This is a genomic window from Sphingomonas sp. HDW15A (assembly GCF_011301715.1).
Classification (GTDB): Bacteria; Pseudomonadota; Alphaproteobacteria; order Sphingomonadales; family Sphingomonadaceae; genus Sphingomicrobium.
In genome coordinates this window covers 1,261,409-1,276,743 of the sequence record NZ_CP049870.1, presented here as the reverse complement: position 1 = coordinate 1,276,743, position 15,335 = coordinate 1,261,409, and the positions used below count along the sequence as shown (strand labels likewise).

Annotated in this window: 14 protein-coding genes and 1 pseudogene; 8 read left to right on the top strand and 7 right to left on the bottom strand. The window is 62.7% G+C overall.

The genetic code is table 11. The features are described 5' to 3' along the window. Positions 1-12: 12 nt before the first annotated feature. Together G7076_RS06575 and lptD are read right to left on the bottom strand one after the other, a co-directional pair. The gene (locus G7076_RS06575; RefSeq protein ID WP_240913731.1) at positions 13-1,344 is read right to left on the bottom strand and encodes a peptidylprolyl isomerase; all 1,332 of its coding nucleotides are present in this window, start codon (positions 1,342-1,344) and stop codon (positions 13-15) included. Between the two features lie 76 nt (positions 1,345-1,420). Further along, positions 1,421-3,541, bottom strand: coding sequence for an LPS assembly protein LptD (lptD, locus tag G7076_RS06570; RefSeq protein WP_240913730.1), 2,121 nt, complete (start codon positions 3,539-3,541; stop codon positions 1,421-1,423). Between the two features lie 376 nt (positions 3,542-3,917). Between lptD and G7076_RS06565 the strand changes: the two genes are divergently transcribed. From G7076_RS06565 to ndk, 3 genes are all read left to right on the top strand, one after another. Beyond that, positions 3,918-5,303, top strand: coding sequence for a leucyl aminopeptidase (locus G7076_RS06565; protein WP_240913909.1), 1,386 nt, complete (start codon positions 3,918-3,920; stop codon positions 5,301-5,303). A gap of 11 nt (positions 5,304-5,314) precedes the next feature. Next, the gene (locus G7076_RS06560) at positions 5,315-5,755 is read left to right on the top strand and encodes a DNA polymerase III subunit chi (protein ID WP_166201417.1); all 441 of its coding nucleotides are present in this window, start codon (positions 5,315-5,317) and stop codon (positions 5,753-5,755) included. Between the two features lie 74 nt (positions 5,756-5,829). After that, positions 5,830-6,252: a nucleoside-diphosphate kinase gene (gene ndk, locus G7076_RS06555; protein ID WP_166201415.1), complete on the top strand. Its 423-nt coding sequence runs from the start codon at positions 5,830-5,832 to the stop codon at positions 6,250-6,252. A 36-nt stretch (positions 6,253-6,288) separates the two neighbouring features. Here ndk and G7076_RS06550 read toward each other — a convergent pair whose 3' ends face one another. From G7076_RS06550 to purM, 4 genes are read right to left on the bottom strand one after another with little or no spacing between them, the layout of a single operon-like run. Then, the gene (locus tag G7076_RS06550) at positions 6,289-6,873 is read right to left on the bottom strand and encodes a hypothetical protein (protein ID WP_166201413.1); all 585 of its coding nucleotides are present in this window, start codon (positions 6,871-6,873) and stop codon (positions 6,289-6,291) included. 14 nt (positions 6,874-6,887) lie between these two features. Continuing rightward, entirely contained in the window at positions 6,888-7,403 is a 516-nt protein-coding gene (locus tag G7076_RS06545) for a hypothetical protein (protein WP_166201411.1), read from the bottom strand. Positions 7,404-7,417: 14 nt separating this feature from the next. Then, complete coding sequence (gene purN, locus G7076_RS06540) at positions 7,418-8,377, bottom strand: phosphoribosylglycinamide formyltransferase (protein ID WP_166201409.1); 960 nt, start codon at positions 8,375-8,377, stop codon at positions 7,418-7,420. Next, a complete protein-coding gene (gene purM, locus G7076_RS06535) occupies positions 8,370-9,461 on the bottom strand; it encodes a phosphoribosylformylglycinamidine cyclo-ligase (protein ID WP_166201407.1) in 1,092 nt (363 codons plus the stop codon). The genes purN and purM overlap by 8 nt, the downstream gene beginning before the upstream one ends. A gap of 61 nt (positions 9,462-9,522) precedes the next feature. Between purM and G7076_RS06530 the strand changes: the two genes are divergently transcribed. The 5 genes and pseudogenes from G7076_RS06530 (at position 9,523) to G7076_RS06510 (ending at position 14,992) form a co-directional block, all read left to right on the top strand. Then, positions 9,523-10,323: a hypothetical protein gene (locus tag G7076_RS06530; RefSeq protein ID WP_166201405.1), complete on the top strand. Its 801-nt coding sequence runs from the start codon at positions 9,523-9,525 to the stop codon at positions 10,321-10,323. Positions 10,324-10,343: 20 nt separating this feature from the next. Beyond that, positions 10,344-10,796, top strand: a complete 453-nt coding sequence (locus tag G7076_RS06525; protein WP_166201403.1) for a hypothetical protein — start codon at positions 10,344-10,346, stop codon at positions 10,794-10,796. Then, positions 10,793-11,419: a DnaA/Hda family protein gene (locus tag G7076_RS06520; protein ID WP_166201401.1), complete on the top strand. Its 627-nt coding sequence runs from the start codon at positions 10,793-10,795 to the stop codon at positions 11,417-11,419. Before G7076_RS06525 ends, G7076_RS06520 begins: the two co-directional genes overlap by 4 nt. Positions 11,420-11,441: 22 nt before the next feature. Continuing rightward, a pseudogene (locus tag G7076_RS06515) lies at positions 11,442-13,544 on the top strand (RNA degradosome polyphosphate kinase); the annotation flags it as partial. A 2-nt stretch (positions 13,545-13,546) separates the two neighbouring features. Then, on the top strand, positions 13,547-14,992 hold the full coding sequence (locus G7076_RS06510; RefSeq protein WP_166201399.1) for a Ppx/GppA family phosphatase: 1,446 nt from the start codon (positions 13,547-13,549) through the stop codon (positions 14,990-14,992). Here G7076_RS06510 and G7076_RS06505 read toward each other — a convergent pair. Continuing rightward, on the bottom strand, positions 14,989-15,312 hold the full coding sequence (locus G7076_RS06505; protein WP_166201397.1) for an I78 family peptidase inhibitor: 324 nt from the start codon (positions 15,310-15,312) through the stop codon (positions 14,989-14,991). The genes G7076_RS06510 and G7076_RS06505 overlap by 4 nt on opposite strands. Positions 15,313-15,335 lie beyond the last annotated feature (23 nt).

Sequence of the window (15,335 nt, the reverse complement as noted above, 5' to 3'; positions counted from 1 at the left end):
TACTCCCGGGCCTTAGCGGAAGTCGATGACCGCGTCCCGGCGAAGGTCGCGCAGGTAGCGGCGGGCGCGGAGATTGACCCGCTCCTCGTTCATCTGTGCGAACACCTGGTCGTAGGTCGGCATGCTCGGGTCCGCCTCATCGCGTCCGCAAAGGACGAGCACCCGAACGCCTTCATCAAGCGAGCCGATCGGCTGGGTCGCCTGGCCAATTTGCATGCCAATCATCATCTGCTGGAGAACGGGCGGAAGCTCGCGGAGCTTGACGTCGTCGGCCTCGACCACCTCGGCCTTGAACTCCGCAGCCATTTTTTCCGCGCCGCCGCAGCCGCCGATGTTGCGGGCGGCCTGCGCGAAGCGCGCGACGATCGGTTCGGCCGTCTGCCGGCTCGTTCCGGCTGGGAAGTTGATCGACACCTGCTTCAGCGTCAGTACAGCGTTGCGCGGATCTGCTGTCAGGATCTTGCGGACATCCTGTACGGCGATGATCGAAACGCCACCCGGAACCGGGATTGGCGAGGAAATCTGGCCCGGGTTCATTTGCCGCATCGCATTGGCGATAGGCTCCGGAAGCTGTTCTGGACGCACCCAGCCGAGGTCGCCGCCGACGGCTGCGGTAGAAGCCTCGGAATATTGCCGGGCATAGGCAACGAACGAGCCGCCCTGGCGGATCTGCTGCACGAGCTGGGCGGCATTGGCCTGCGCCTGCTGCATGGTCGCCGATGTCGCGGGAAGGAAAATCTCGCCGACGCGATATTCCTGGGTGCCCTTGGACGCTTCGAGCCGATCGAGGACGGCCTTGACCTCGTCCTCACCGACGCTCGATCCGCTTTCGATTTTCGCGCTTTGGAGACGCCGCCACGCGATTTCGCCCTCGATCTGGCGGCGGACCGTGCGGATGGAGGATCCACGAGCCTTGAGATACTCGGCCATCTGCTCGGGCGTTTGCTTGACGTTGCCGGCAACCCGCGCAACCGTGCGGTCGATTTCCGCGTCGGTAATCTCGATCTCGGCTGTCTTCGCGGCTTGGATCTGAAGCGTTTCGTCGATCAGGTTGCTGAAAACCTGCTGGCGGAGGCGCTCAAGCTCTTCGCCCTGCGGCGGGCGCTGGCTGGCGATCAGCAGGAACGCCAGGCGCTGGTTGATGTCGGTTTGGGTGATGACCTCGCCGTTGACGATGGCCGTCGCCTTGACGACATCGGGCATCCGCGTGCCGAACACCGTAACCTCGGACGGGAGGTTCAATGGACTTGTGCTGTTGGCCGGGGTGGTCTGGGCGATCGCGACGCCAGCGACACAGGCCGTAATTCCCGCGGCCAGCAACGTTGCCCGGCTCTTGCTCATCATCGATCCCACCCTCGAAATTCCTTGCTCGTCAATGTTTTGGAAGACTTGCCTTGGTCATCGCCCGCTGAACGCAAGCTTAGCGGCCCATCCCCTTGAGAGAGAACCTCAAGGCAAAGGTATTGCCTTTCCGGAACTCGCCGATGCGCTCATAGTCGCGCTTCCATGAGACTCCAACCTCCAAGCATTCGTCTTCGTAGGTCAAGCTCAGGCGGTGGCGGACCGGTTCATAGCCGTCCGCAAGGCTCAGCGGATCTTCGTCAGCGCCGGTAAGGTCGATGACCGTCGAACCGAAGACCGACCAGTAGCGCGCGAACTTGACCCGGGCGGCAAGCCGCACCTCTTCCTTGTCGCGCAAATCCTCGATCGTCGAACCGATGTCGCGGTTGAGCTTGAGATAGCCGATCTGCGCATAGGTTTCGTAGCTGCCAATCGTCAGGTCGAGCTCGTTCCTGCGTGGCGCGAGATTGTCCTTGTCGAAGCGATACCGGTGGGTGAGGTCGATGAAGCTACCGAAGCGCAATCGTGTGCGGCCAACGATGTCCGACCAGCGGTCGGTCAGTCCCGTGCCGTCCGGGAAGATGCTGGGCTTTCGAGTCAGGCGATAGCTCTGACCGATGACAGACTGTAGCGAGAAGTTCGGAAGGTCGAGCGTCCACTCCGCGCCATAGGTGATGCGCGAACCGTCTTCCCAGCGGTCGTACCCTGGGAAGCGGTTCAATGCGAATAGGTTCGAGTCTTCGAGGTCCACGGACCGTGCGTCCTCGTTCGGGATATCGAGGTTCGGTGTTGGCGGGGTGAGCACGACCTGGACCCTGGGAGTCAGCCTCTGGGTTCCGCCGAACGCCGGGCCGATGAACGGCCATTTGGCGTCGGCCGCGAGCGCCCCAATCCCCCGGAAATGCCAGCCATTCTCCCCGGCATAGGCATCAACCGCCGTCTCTTCGGCTTCGCCGGTGTGATAGACGTCACCGCGACCGAACGCGGTCAGCGTCAATTCCTGGCCGAATCGTGTCAGGCGGCTGATGTCCCATCGTGCGCTGGCAAAGGCGCGCTGTGTGTCCTGACCGTCGATCCGCATGATCGCCAGGCTGTTGCCTTGAACCTCGAACCGTCCGCCAAGCCATGGATCGTCGAAAAGAAAGCGCGCATCGATTGCCGGAAGCGCGATCGGGATCTGCTTTTGCACATCGTCGACGCGAAGACCCTGAAAAGCCCAGGCCGCGATGGAAATGTAGCTGTCGGTGTCGATCCGTTCGAGATCGAGGAAATTCCGCAGCACGTCGTCCCGGCTGATGTCATAACGGCGAAGGACGGTCTTGTCGCTTGCGACCCTGAGCGAGCCCGTCAAACTCCAAGAGGGATCGAACTGAAATTTCCCGTTGCCTTCGAAATAGGCCCGGATGTCCTCGCGGTCCGTGGGAGTAGGGTCATTGGGATCGGGGTCGTCGACCTCACCGTAAGTCAGGAAGCCGCCGAGCTGGTAGGCCCCGTTGGCGGTGAGATGTCGGTACTTGCCCTCGATAGCCGGAGCGGTCTTTGAATAAATGTGCGGCGTGACCGTCAGGTCGCGATTGGGCGCGAGCCGAAAATAATAGGGCAACGCAAGCTCGAGCCCGTTCGAGTTCGAAACGGCGATGTTCGGAATGAGGGCCCCGGTGATACCGCCGTCGTCGCTTCGCGAGCCGATGCTGAAAATCGGGAGCAGGGGGATTGCGACCCCGAAAAGGCTGAGCCTTCCGCCCTGAAAGCGGATCCGGCCGCTTTCCGGATCCTGGATGACCCGAGCGGCATTGATCTTCCAGCTTGGATTGCGCGGGCAGCCATCCGCGGTCGTGATCGGGCAGGGCGAGTAAACGGCGTTCTCAAGGACCGTCCGGCCACCTTGCCGGCTAGCGCTCGCTGCCGCGATGCGGCCGCCGCTTTCGAGGACGACGAGGAGATTGTCGATGGTCCCGTCGCGAAGGTCGTCCGTCAGGGTTACCTTGTCGCCGACTAGTTTGTCGCCTGCGGGGCTGACGACGACGACGTTGCTTTCGGCGACGACTTCACCGGTCTTGCGGGTCCAGGTAACCCGGTCAGCGGCGAGATAGTTGCCATCGCTGTCCATCCGGACGCGGCCTTCGGCGAAGATCACGTCCGCCTCGCTGTCGTATGTCACGCGATCGGCGGAGAAATTCACATTCCGGCCGTCCGCCACTTGCACAGGAGACTCGGTCGTAGGACCGGCATCGGGGTGACCTCGGCCTGCGCGGTGGCCGAATAAGCGGGCGCTGCGAAGAGTGGCAGCGCCGTGCAACACATGATCTTCAGCGCTGAACGCACGTCCTTGCAACCCGCCCCGGAAATTCAATCCAGTGGTGCCTATTGCACCCTTGCCGAATCTCGGCAATCCGGATTGCGGCAAGGTGAGGGATAACCGCCTTTGCATATCGGGGCCGCCGTCCTTAAAGGCACGCTCAACGCATCCTCCCGATCATCAGGAACCTATTCGCAATGCAGATCCATTTCGCCGACAGCCGACCGTCCGGGATTATGCCTTGGTCATTCCCGCCTCCGCCAAGACGCGGCCAGGGATCGAGGGCCTGTCGGGCGATCGCGCCTCGGTCGAGGCCGCGCTCAAGCGCCAGCGCTTCGACGGCGAAAGCGGCAGCGTCGGTGAAGCCTATCTGTCGGAAGATGGCGGCCGCAGAATCTTGGTAGTCGGGATCGGCGATTCACTTGACGCGAAGGCCGCGGAAAAGCTCGGCGGAACAACGGCCGCGCGTTTGTTCGCTTCAGGTGAAACCCATGCCGTCATCGACCTTGGCGGCTTCGATTTCGACGCCGACGCTGCGGCCCGCGTTGCGCTTGCAGCAGAACTGCGCAGCTGGCGCTACGACCGCTATCGCACGCGCCTGAAAGACAAGCAGAAGCCGACCCTGGCCAGAGTGACCATCGTCGGTGCCGGCGCCGACGCCGGCAAGCGCTGGAAGGACCGTTATGCGGCTGTCGCGCAGGGCGCCGCGCTGACCCGCGAACTGGTCGCGGAGCCGCCCAACATCATCTATCCCGAAAGCTTCGTGTCGCGCGTCAAGGCGAATACGGAAGGCCTGGGTCTGGAGATCGAGGTCTTGAATGGGCCGGCGATGGCCAAGCTTGGCATGGGCGCGCTTCTCGGCGTTGCGCAAGGCTCGGTCCGTGAGCCCCGCCTGCTCGTGATGCGCTGGAACGGTGGTGCCAAGGATGAGGCCCCGGTTGCGCTTCTCGGCAAGGGCGTGACGTTCGATACCGGCGGGATTTCCATCAAGCCGGCCGCCGGCATGGAATCGATGAAGTGGGACATGGGCGGAGCGGGCGCCGTCGCCGGCGCGATGATGGCGCTGGCCGCACGCAAGGCGAAGGCGAACGTCATCGGCGTGTGCGGCCTCGTCGAGAACATGCCGGACGGAAACGCCCAGCGCCCCGGTGACGTCGTGACGTCTATGAGCGGACAGACCATCGAAGTGATCAACACGGACGCGGAAGGCCGCCTGGTACTTTGCGACGTGATGACGTGGGTGCAACGCACGGCGAAGCCGCGATTGATGGTCGATCTCGCGACACTGACCGGTGCCATGGTCATCACCCTGGGTCATGAATATGCGGGCATCTTCTCGAACAATGACGAGCTTGCCGACCAATTGCTAAAGGCGGGGCGTGACACCGGCGACCAGCTATGGCGCCAGCCGCTCGGCGAAGCCTACGACCGCCTGATCGATTCCCACATCGCCGACATGAAGAACGTCGGGCCGCGCGAGGCCGGATCGATCACCGCCGCCCAGTTCCTGCAACGCTTCGTCGAGAACGACACGCCCTGGGCGCACCTCGACATTGCCGGAATGGCTTGGTCGGACAAGGACAAGACGACGTACGGCAAGGGCGCGACCGGCTATGGGGTGCGCCTGCTCGACCAGTTCGTCGCGGACGTCGCGGAAGGCTGATCGTCGCCGCCGTGCGGATCGACTTCTACCAGCTGGGTTCGGAAGTCAGCCCGTACGGGGTCATCGCGGCCTTGTGCTCCAAGCTTATCGCCGATGGCGAGCGGCTGCTGATCGTTGCCGGGGAAGAATCTATGCTGGCGCGCCTCGACCGGCAATTGTGGTCGCATTCCCCGTCGAGCTTCCTTCCGCATGCGCTTTCGGGTGGGGCTGACGACAGCCGGCAGCCGATATTGCTATCGACCGGGGTCGACGCTCCGAACGCGGCGCGCAACCTGCTTCTCGCCGACGGCCGCTGGCGCGAGGCCGCCCAGCATTTCGACCGGACATTTTACTTGTTCGACGATGACAGCATCGAGGAGGCGCGGGCCGCCTGGCGATCGTTGGCCGGAAAATCGGAGAGCGAGCGTCACTATTGGGCCAACGTGGACGGGAAATGGGTCGAAAAGGCCTGATCCTTGCGTCGCCCCGAACGGACCGCTAGGGGCGCGGCCAATCCCTACACACCCCAATTTCAACGGAGCGAACAATGGCCGTCAGCCGCACCTTCTCGATCATCAAGCCGGACGCAACCCGCCGCAACCTGACCGGCGCGGTCACCAAGATGCTGGAGGAGGCGGGCCTTCGCGTCGTCGCGTCCAAGCGCATCCACATGACGAAGGACCAGGCCGAGGGCTTTTACGCCGTTCACCGCGAGCGCCCCTTCTTCAACGACCTCGTCACATTCATGACCTCGGGTCCGGTCGTCGTGCAGGTTTTGGAAGGCGAAGACGCCGTGAAGCGGAACCGGGACATCATGGGTGCAACCAACCCCGAGAACGCCGATGAGGGTACGATCCGCAAGACCTATGCGGAATCGATCGAGGCCAACTCGGTCCATGGCTCCGACAGCGACGAGAATGCGAAGATCGAGATCGACTATTTCTTCAAGCCGGAAGAGATCGTCGGCTAAATCGTCCGGGGACGATTTTACGTTGGCGATCGTAGGCTAATTGCCTTTCGCGGTGGCTTCCGCGCGAAGCCACCGCCATTCTTCCATGGTGTCGGTGCGGCGGCTTTTTTCTGCTGCGATGCGGATCGCATCTTTCGACGTCGCGCGACATTCCGGCCCGATTCCCGGATAGGGAACGATATCGGCGTTCTGGTTCGCCTGGGTTCCGCATTCGACCACCCAGATCGATGCCGCCGAGAACAGCCCGTCCGGCCCGATCTGGTGGGGTTCGACGCCGAAAAAGCCGTAATAAGCTCTTTGCGGCTCTTTCGCCGTGTCGACCCATCGCGCCTGCGCGATGATCGGCTTGCCGGCAGCAAAGAAGCCGCCGAGGACTTCCACCTGCTTCTTCCCGTCGCTCAGGAGCATCTCCGCGCCCTGATCGCGGACGACCATCCACATCGCGCAGTCCGGCCAGACTGCCTCCGCCTCTTGGGTGTCGAATTCACATCCGCGGTTCGAGGAGAGCCAGAGGCCGTTGCGCGGAGCCAGCGATGCCCGGTCCGCTTCGGTATAGATCGGCGTTTCGGAGATCAGCATATTGCAGGCGCCGAGCGCCGGCAGGAGAAGTGCCAGCATCATATGCCGGCCGGATGTCATGCTCTCGCTATTCCCGTTATCCGAAGCGATCTGCCGCTGAAAAGGCCGCCATCGACCCAGCCGTAACTCAACCGGTAACGCTGGGAGGCCGTACGGCTTTCCCCATGCTCTATATAACGCGCCTTGACGGTCATCGTCAGCGACCCTGCACCTTCCCTTGCCACGTCTTTCGGCAGCCAGCTTTCGATCAACGCGGCTGATACCATGGGGTCGTTGCCGAACTGCGCGCTTCCATTCGCCGGGGTCGAAGCGGTGATCGTCAGTTCCTCGAGCGCATGGTCTTCTTCGACTGGCGACAGGCGGATCGTCTTGCCTTTGTCCTCGACCGTGCCGCGCAGCGCGAGGGGCACCCGCGGAACCTTCTCGCCGACGATCTCGGCAATTTTTTCGTCGCCGCTCCGCCAACTGTTCCATAGGGCGAGGCCGGAAATCGCGAGGCCGCCGACAGCGACGATCTCGCCGATGTTTATGGTGCGCCGCCTTGGGCCCTCGGGTTTGATTGGTTCGGTCATCCTGTGGACAAATCCTAGAATTCGTCGGCGATGTCCATCATGCGGGCCAGCCGTTTCGGCGCGCAGGCCCGCCAGCTTCTTTCGAGCCAATCAGCGACCTGGTCCCAATCGACATCGCGGCGGTTGAGCTTGATCCCAAGCCAGCCGCTCGCACCATAATATTTCGGCCAGTAGTAAACGTCGGGCTGAGCTTCGATCAGGCCGGCCATTTCGTCCGGGCCGCTGGCCTTGACCAGCAACCCAACAGCGTCCTCGCCGTGATGACGGTCAGCGATAATCGCGAAAAGCTTGCCGGATTTCTCGGCGCCGACCGACCAACCCGGCGATCCGTGCGAGGTCTTGCGGCCGACTTCCGCGAAGCCGCCCGCGAGGCTGTCGATCTTCGCTTCGATCCATCTGGCATCGAACGGGCGCGAAACATATTCGGCGAGGATCTTGGGATAGAGCTGGTGCTCCGCGATCAGCACGCGCGCTTCGAGCGATTCCGCATTGTCGCCGGGCATGATCGCAACCTCGACCTGGCCAAGTATCTCGCCCGAATCGACTTCCGGAGTGACGACATGGACCGTCGCGCCGGTCTTTGCGTCCCCGTTGTCGATTGCGGTCTGGTGGGTATGAAGACCCTTGTACTTGGGCAGGAGCGATGGGTGGATATTGACGATCTGCCCGGACCACCGCGCGACGAAGTCCGCCGGAAGAATCTTCATGAAGCCGGCCAGGGCGATGAAATCGACGGCAGCCGCTTCAAGGGCGGATTGGAGCGCCTCCCAATAGCCTTTGCCGAGGGCTTTCGAATCGAGTCGTTTCACCGGCACCTTCTCGGCCTCCGCGACGGCAAGTCCCGCTGCATCGGGCTTGTCCCCGGTCACCAGAGCGACTTCGTAGGGGCAATCCGTGGCGCGGGCAGCGTAGAGCAATGCCGCCATGTTCGACCCGCGGCCCGAGACCAGGATCGCGACCCGGGCCCTATCCACGGTGTGTGGCGGCCCAGTCGGCGCGTGCGCTCCAGCTTCCGGCTGCCCCCGAGACCGTGCAGCCTTTCTCACCCGTCTCGACGTGGCCGATGGAAAGTACCGTTTCGCCGGCAGCGGTCAGGGCGTCTGTGACCGCTTGCGAGTCTTCCTGCCGGACGATGGCGACCATGCCGATCCCGCAATTGAACGTCCGCACCATTTCCGCGGGCTCAATCGCACCGCCAGCCTGAAGGAACGCGAAGAGGCGCGGCAAATCCCAGCTGTTCACATCGACCATTGCATGACAGCCCTCGGGAAGGACACGCGGAATATTTTCCAGAAGTCCGCCGCCGGTAATGTGTGCCAGGGCCTGGATATGCCCATCGCGAACGAGGGGGAGAAGGCTCTTCACGTAGATGCGCGTGGGCTTCAGCAGCGCGTCGCCGAGCAGCATCTCGTGATCGAACAGGGCAGGGCGGTCGAGCTTCCAGCCGTTGGCGTCGATCAGCTTGCGAACCAGGCTGAAGCCGTTCGAATGCACGCCCGAACTTGTAAGGCCGAGAATGACGTCGCCGGCCTTGACCGACGTGCCAGTCAGGGCCTTTGCGCGGTCGACGGCGCCGACGCAGAAGCCGGCGAGGTCATAGTCACCGTCCGAATACATTCCCGGCATTTCGGCAGTCTCGCCGCCGATCAATGCGCAGCCCGCGATTCGGCAGCCTTCGGCAATGCTCGCGACAACCGACGCTGCGACCGCATTATCCAGTTTTCCAGTTGCATAATAATCGAGGAAGAACAGCGGCTCCGCGCCCTGGACCACGAGGTCGTTGGCGCACATCGCCACGAGGTCAATCCCGACACCGTCGTGCTTTCCGGTGTCGATAGCGAGCTTCAGCTTGGTCCCTACGCCGTCGTTCGCAGCAACGAGCAACGGGTCGTCATACCCCGCCGCCCTCAGGTCGAAGAAGCCGCCGAAACCGCCGAGCTCGGCATTGGCGCCCGGGCGGGCGGTGGCTTTGGCCAGCGGCGCGATCGCCCTGACGAGCGCGTTGCCCGCTTCGATGGATACGCCGGCGTCGGCGTAAGTCAGTGGCTTTTCAGACATTGCGGCTGCGCCTAGCCAGATCGCGCTTGGATTTCCACGTCATTGTCGCCAAAAGCCGCCAATGGTCCTGTCCCGGCGCCTTACGATTATCGCCCTTTGCATCGCCATCAGCGGCCTCGCCGCCGGAGGGCTTTACGCGCAGCTGGAATCCGGCGACCGCGGAATCCTGCCGATCGACAGCTCCGGCACGCTCGAGATAACGGGAATCAAGGTCGATGTCGGCGGCAAGACCGCTGCCGAAGCGCGCTTTAATGGTTGGCGGATCGCTCAGCGCGAAGGCTTCAAGGCGCTTTGGGCAAAGCAGCACAAACGGCCGATGAGCGAAGCACCGACCCTTAGCGACAGCGTGCTCGATACCCTTGTCAGCTCGATCATCGTCGAGAATGAACAGATCGGCCCCAATCGGTATATCGCGCAGCTGGGAATCCTGTTCGACAGGGCGAGGGCAGGTGAAATGCTGGGCTTTTCGGGGCTGCAGCGCCGGTCCGCCGCGATGATGCTGATCCCTGTCTTCCAGACTGCGGGGACCTTGACCACAGTCGAGCGTCGGAACCCCTGGCAGCGCGCCTGGGCGCAATTCCGCACGTCGCAAAGCCCGATCGATTACGTGCGCGTGAGCGGCCTAGGCCCCGATCCATTGCTGATCAACGCTGCGCAGACTCGCCGCCCGGGACGCGCATGGTGGCGCAACGTGCTCGATTATTACGGCGCTGCGGACATCCTGATGGCCGAAGTGACGCTTCACCGCGCTTATCCGGGGGGCCGGCAGTCGCCCGGTTCGTCGGGCGACACGGCGCCGACGGGACGATTCTCGGTGGCTTCACGCTCCGCGCCAAAGATAGCGCCGATCTGCCGCGAATGATGGCCGAGGGCGTGGAACGAATGGATCAGTTGTTCTCCGACGCGCTTGCCGCGGGGCTGCTGGTTCGCGACACAAGCCTGGTCACGGTCGAGCCTCCGCCTCCAGTGGAAGAAGAGATTGCTCCGGTCGAGGTGCCCGCGCGCCTCATCCAGATCCAGGTCATCACGCCCAACGAGCAGACTTTCGCTTCGGCGATGGGCGAATTGCGCGGCATTCCAGGCGTGGTTTCGGTTGCGCCGCGAAGCACTGCTATTGGCGGGTGGTCGCTACTTCTGGTCAATTATCGCGGCAACATCGGCGGCCTCGGCGGAGCAATTCAGTCGCGAGGATGGGCGGTCACGAATGTCGGCGGCACATTGCGACTGACGCCGGCCGTGCCGCCGCCGCCGCCGAGCCAGCAACAGCCATCCCCGCCGCAGCAACAGCAGCCCCAGCCGCAAGGCGCGGCGCAACCCCCGGGCAATTCGCAATGAATGCCAAGCCCGACCAGTTCGCGCTTCCGCTCGACTGGCCCAGGGCGGAAGACTCAAGCCGCTTCATCCTGTCGGAGGCCAATCGCGAAGCCTTCGAGCATTTCCGCAAATGGAGCCTGTGGCCGGTCAAGGCAACGATCCTTGCCGGCCCGCGCCGTTCCGGCAGGACCTTGCTGGCCCGGGCCTTTGTCGACCGCGTCGGCGGTCGCCTGTTCGACGATTGCGAGCGCCACGACGAGGAAGAGCTCTTCCACGCCTGGAACCAGGCCCAGGAGACCGGACGGCCGCTAGTCATGATCACTGGCGACCGCGAGCCCTGGAGAATTGCCTTGCCGGATCTTCGAACGCGGATTGCCGTGACTCCGGTCGTCCGGATTCAGGATCCGGACGACGAATTGTTCGAGCAACTGATCGTGCTTGGATTCGCTGATCGGGGACTCGTCATCCCGCCCGACGCGCTTCGCTATGTCGTCCAGCGGGTTCATCGCGACTATTGGACCGCCGAGCGCATCGTCGAAGCCATCGACCGCTTCGCAATCGCCGACCGGGCGCGGGTCACCGTTCCGACCGTTCGCAGGGCACTGGCAGACGCGGGACTAATCGACGCGCGCGGGGCGGCATGAACGCAATCCCCCGGGCGAACGGCGGTTCTTCAACCGCGAGCTAAGCTGGCTCGCGTTCAACCGCCGGGTTCTCGAGGAAGCGACCAACTCCGCCCATCCTTTGCTTGAGCGGCTTCGCTTCCTGTCGATCTGCGGATCCAACCTCGACGAGTTTTTCATCACCCGTGTCGCCGGATTGAAAGGCCAGCAACTTCGCGGAATCGAAGATTTGTCGCTGGATGGGCAAACGCCGACGCAGCAGCTCGATGCCATTGCCCAGGAGGCGGATGCCCTGGTCGTTGCCCAGCAAGCCGAATGGCTTATCCTTCGGGAGCAACTGGCCGACGAGCGGCTTCAGGTGGTCACTGCCGATGCGTTGACCAAGTCGGAAGCCGAGTGGCTGGAGAATCACGTCCGAGAGCAGATCCTGCCGGTTCTCACGCCGCAGGCAATCGATCCCTCGCACCCGTTCCCGTTCATCCCAAGCGGAGGTTTCAGCCTCGTCTTTACGCTCCAGCGTGGACGAAGCCGACACTCAGTGACCGAGCTGCTGATGATTCCATCGATGCTTCCGCGCTTCGTCGCTTTGCCGAGGCGAGGGCAGCAGATTCGCTTCATCGCCATCGAAGCGGCGATCGAGGCGCACCTCGAACTCGTCTTTCCGGGTTTTCGAATGATCGCGTCCGGCGCTTTTCGCGTACTCCGGGACAGCGATATCGAGGTCGACGAGGAAGCCGAAGACCTGGTTAGATATTTCCGTTCCGCGATCCAGCGCCGCCGCCGCGGCAGGGTCATCCGGCTGGAATTCGACGCCGGCACGCCGCCCGGCCTGGAAGCATTGGTGCGTGAGGGTCTGGCGGCGGATTCCGCTCTCATTGCCGAAAGCGCGGGTATCATCGGCGTTGCAGATCTCGCCCAACTCGTCGAGACCGACCTGCCTGTGCTGAAGTTCGCGCCCTACAGCCCGCGCTTTCCAGAGCGTATCGCCGAACATGACGGGGATTTCTTCGCCGCGATCCGGACGAAGGATTTCATCATTCACCATCCGTACGAGAGTTTCGAGGCGGTGGTCGGTTTCCTTCGCCAGGCTGCGGCCGATCCGGACGTCATTGCGATCAAGCAAACGATGTACCGCGCGGGCAAGCAGTCGGCCATCATCGATGCCCTGGTTGCCGGTGCAGAGGCAGGAAAGTCGGTCACTGCGGTGGTCGAGCTAAAAGCCCGTTTCGAGGAAGAACAAAATCTGTTGTGGGCAAGCCGGCTCGAGCGGGCTGGCGTGCAGGTTATTTACGGGTTCGTCGACTGGAAGACCCACGCCAAAGTCTCAATGGTGGTCCGCCGCGAAGGCTCTGCGATTCGCACTTACTGCCATTTCGGAACGGGCAATTATCACCCCGCAACCGCGCGCATCTACACGGACCTGAGCTTCTTCACGGCTTCGCGCAGAGCGGCCCGTGATGCCGCCAAGCTGTTCAATCTCACGTCCGGCTACGTGCAGCCGAAAGGGCTGGAGTTGCTTACACTCAGTCCGCACGGTCTTCGCGACAAGCTGCTCAGCCTCATGCAAACGGAGATCGATAACGCCAAGGCGGGGAAGCCGGCGGCCATTTGGGCGAAGATGAACAGCCTGGTCGATAAAACGATTATCGAGAAGCTATACGAGGCGAGCACATGCGGGGTCTCGATCGATCTGGTCGTACGCGGAATATGCTGCCTGAGACCCGGTGTTCCTGGCATGTCATCGAATATCCGGGTGAAGTCGATCGTCGGTCGCTTCCTGGAGCACAGCCGGATTTTCGTGTTCGCCAACGGCGCATCGCTGCCGCATCGGAAGGCCCGCGTCTACATCAGCTCTGCGGACTGGATGGGAAGGAACTTCGATCGGCGGGTCGAATATATGCTGCCTATCGAGAACCCGACGGTTCATGCCCAGGTGCTCGACCAAGTCATGATCGCAAACCTCATCGACAACGAGCAAAGCTGGGAGTTGCTTACCGACGGCAGCTATCGCCGGCTGAAGCCAGGCAAGCGGCGTTTCAACCTGCATCAGTATTTCATGACGAACCCATCCCTATCCGGACGCGGTCAAGCGTTGTCGGGGAAAGACGTCCCCAAGCTTCGGCTCTTCCAGCGCGGCGGAGCCTGAGCATGGTTCGAATGCTCGAGCCGACCGGGATCATCGACATCGGTTCAAACTCGGTCCGCTTCGTCGTCTTTGCGGGCAGCGAACGGGTGCCATCGACCTTGTTCAACGAGAAAATCTCGCCTGCACTTGGCCGAGGCGTCGAGCGCGAGGGCAGACTCGATCCGGTGGCCATGGAGCGTGCGCTGGATGCCCTCTCCCGCTTTGCATGCCTTGCCGACGACATGCGATTGAAACGGCTTCATGTCGTGGCGACCGCCGCAGTCCGCGACGCTGAGAACGGCGCCGACTTCCTCAAGATGGTGCGACGCCTCGGATTGAAGGCCAAGGTCCTTTCAGGGGAGGAGGAAGCGGAGATCGGGGCTCTCGGCGTTTTGTCGGCAATCCCCCAAGCCGAAGGCGTGGTTGCCGATCTCGGCGGAGGAAGCCTGGAGCTGACGCGAGTATCCAATGGCGCCGTAGCCGGTCGTCTGTCTCTTCCTCTCGGCGTTTTCCGGATCGGTGCGCTCAGCACGAAGAAGCTGGCGGGGCGAATTGGCAAGGCGATTGAGGGGTTGGAGCTAGGCGAACGAGAAGCGCTCTACCTGGTTGGCGGTTCGTTCCGGGCGCTCGCCCGCCTTGATCAATCGGACCTGCAACATCCGCTTCCCATCGTCCATCATCACCGTATCGCCAAGGAGCGCCTCCCTCTTCTCGAGCATCTGGTAGCAACCACCAGCGAGGAAGAGCTGAAGCGGATTACGATGCTCAGTGCCAATCGGATCGAGATATTGCTGCCGGCGATGTCCGTGCTCGACGCACTGGTGGCTGTTTTCGAACCCCGCGAGATCGTGGTCTCTGCATTCGGCCTGCGCGAAGGCTTGATTTATCGCGACCTCGACGCCGCGAAGCGAGCAAGCGATCCATTGCTCGAAGCGGCGCTCGAAATCGGGGAGACTCTAGGCCGATTTGGTGATCACGGCGCCTTGATCGATCAGTGGATCGCGCCGCTCTTTCCGAACGACGATTCGGCGCACCAGCGGATTCGGCTCGCCGCGTGCCTGATGAGCGACGTCGCCTGGAACGCACACCCCGATTTCCGCGCTGAACGGGCGGTGGACATGGCGCTTCACGGCAACTTCGTAGCAATCGACGCGCACGGGCGCGCGCTTCTGGGCCATGCGCTGAGCCATGCTTTCGGGAGCGACTATCGCCTGCCGCCGGGAATATTGTCCCTACTAGAGCCTGACGAAGCTGACAGGGCGGCAGCCTGGGGACGGGCAATTCGTCTGGCTCAGCGCCTCTCCGGCGGCGCGGAAAAGGGACTCATGCGTACCTCGTTGCAGGTTACGGCCGAGGAACTTGTCCTTTGCGTAAACGGCCCGGAAGAATTCGTCGGTGAAACCGCTGCAAGGCGCCTGTCCCAACTGGCTAAAGCGCTTGGTCTCAAGGAACGTATCCTCCTGGACTAGCCGCAGCGCGCCCGTTCGACGCGATTTGCCTCGTCCAGATGAACGTTCACGCGGTCGGCGTTATATTCCATCGTGATGATGGTCCCCTTCGGTAGCCAGCGAAAAATCCGGGCGCCCGACGCCTTGCGAATTTCGGCGCCCAACTCCGGTGTAGCGGGCAGGCCTTTGAATCGGTTCAGCTGATCCGCCGTGCATAGTGCGCCGCCGGGGGAAGAGGGCGGCACGGGTTGGGCGGTCGTGCTGCACGAGGCGAATACCAATAATGACAAGGGGACAAACCCGAGCGCCGCATAGGCGCCGAGTGATTTCGACTTGTGCACCGCATATCTCCTTTGCGGCACAA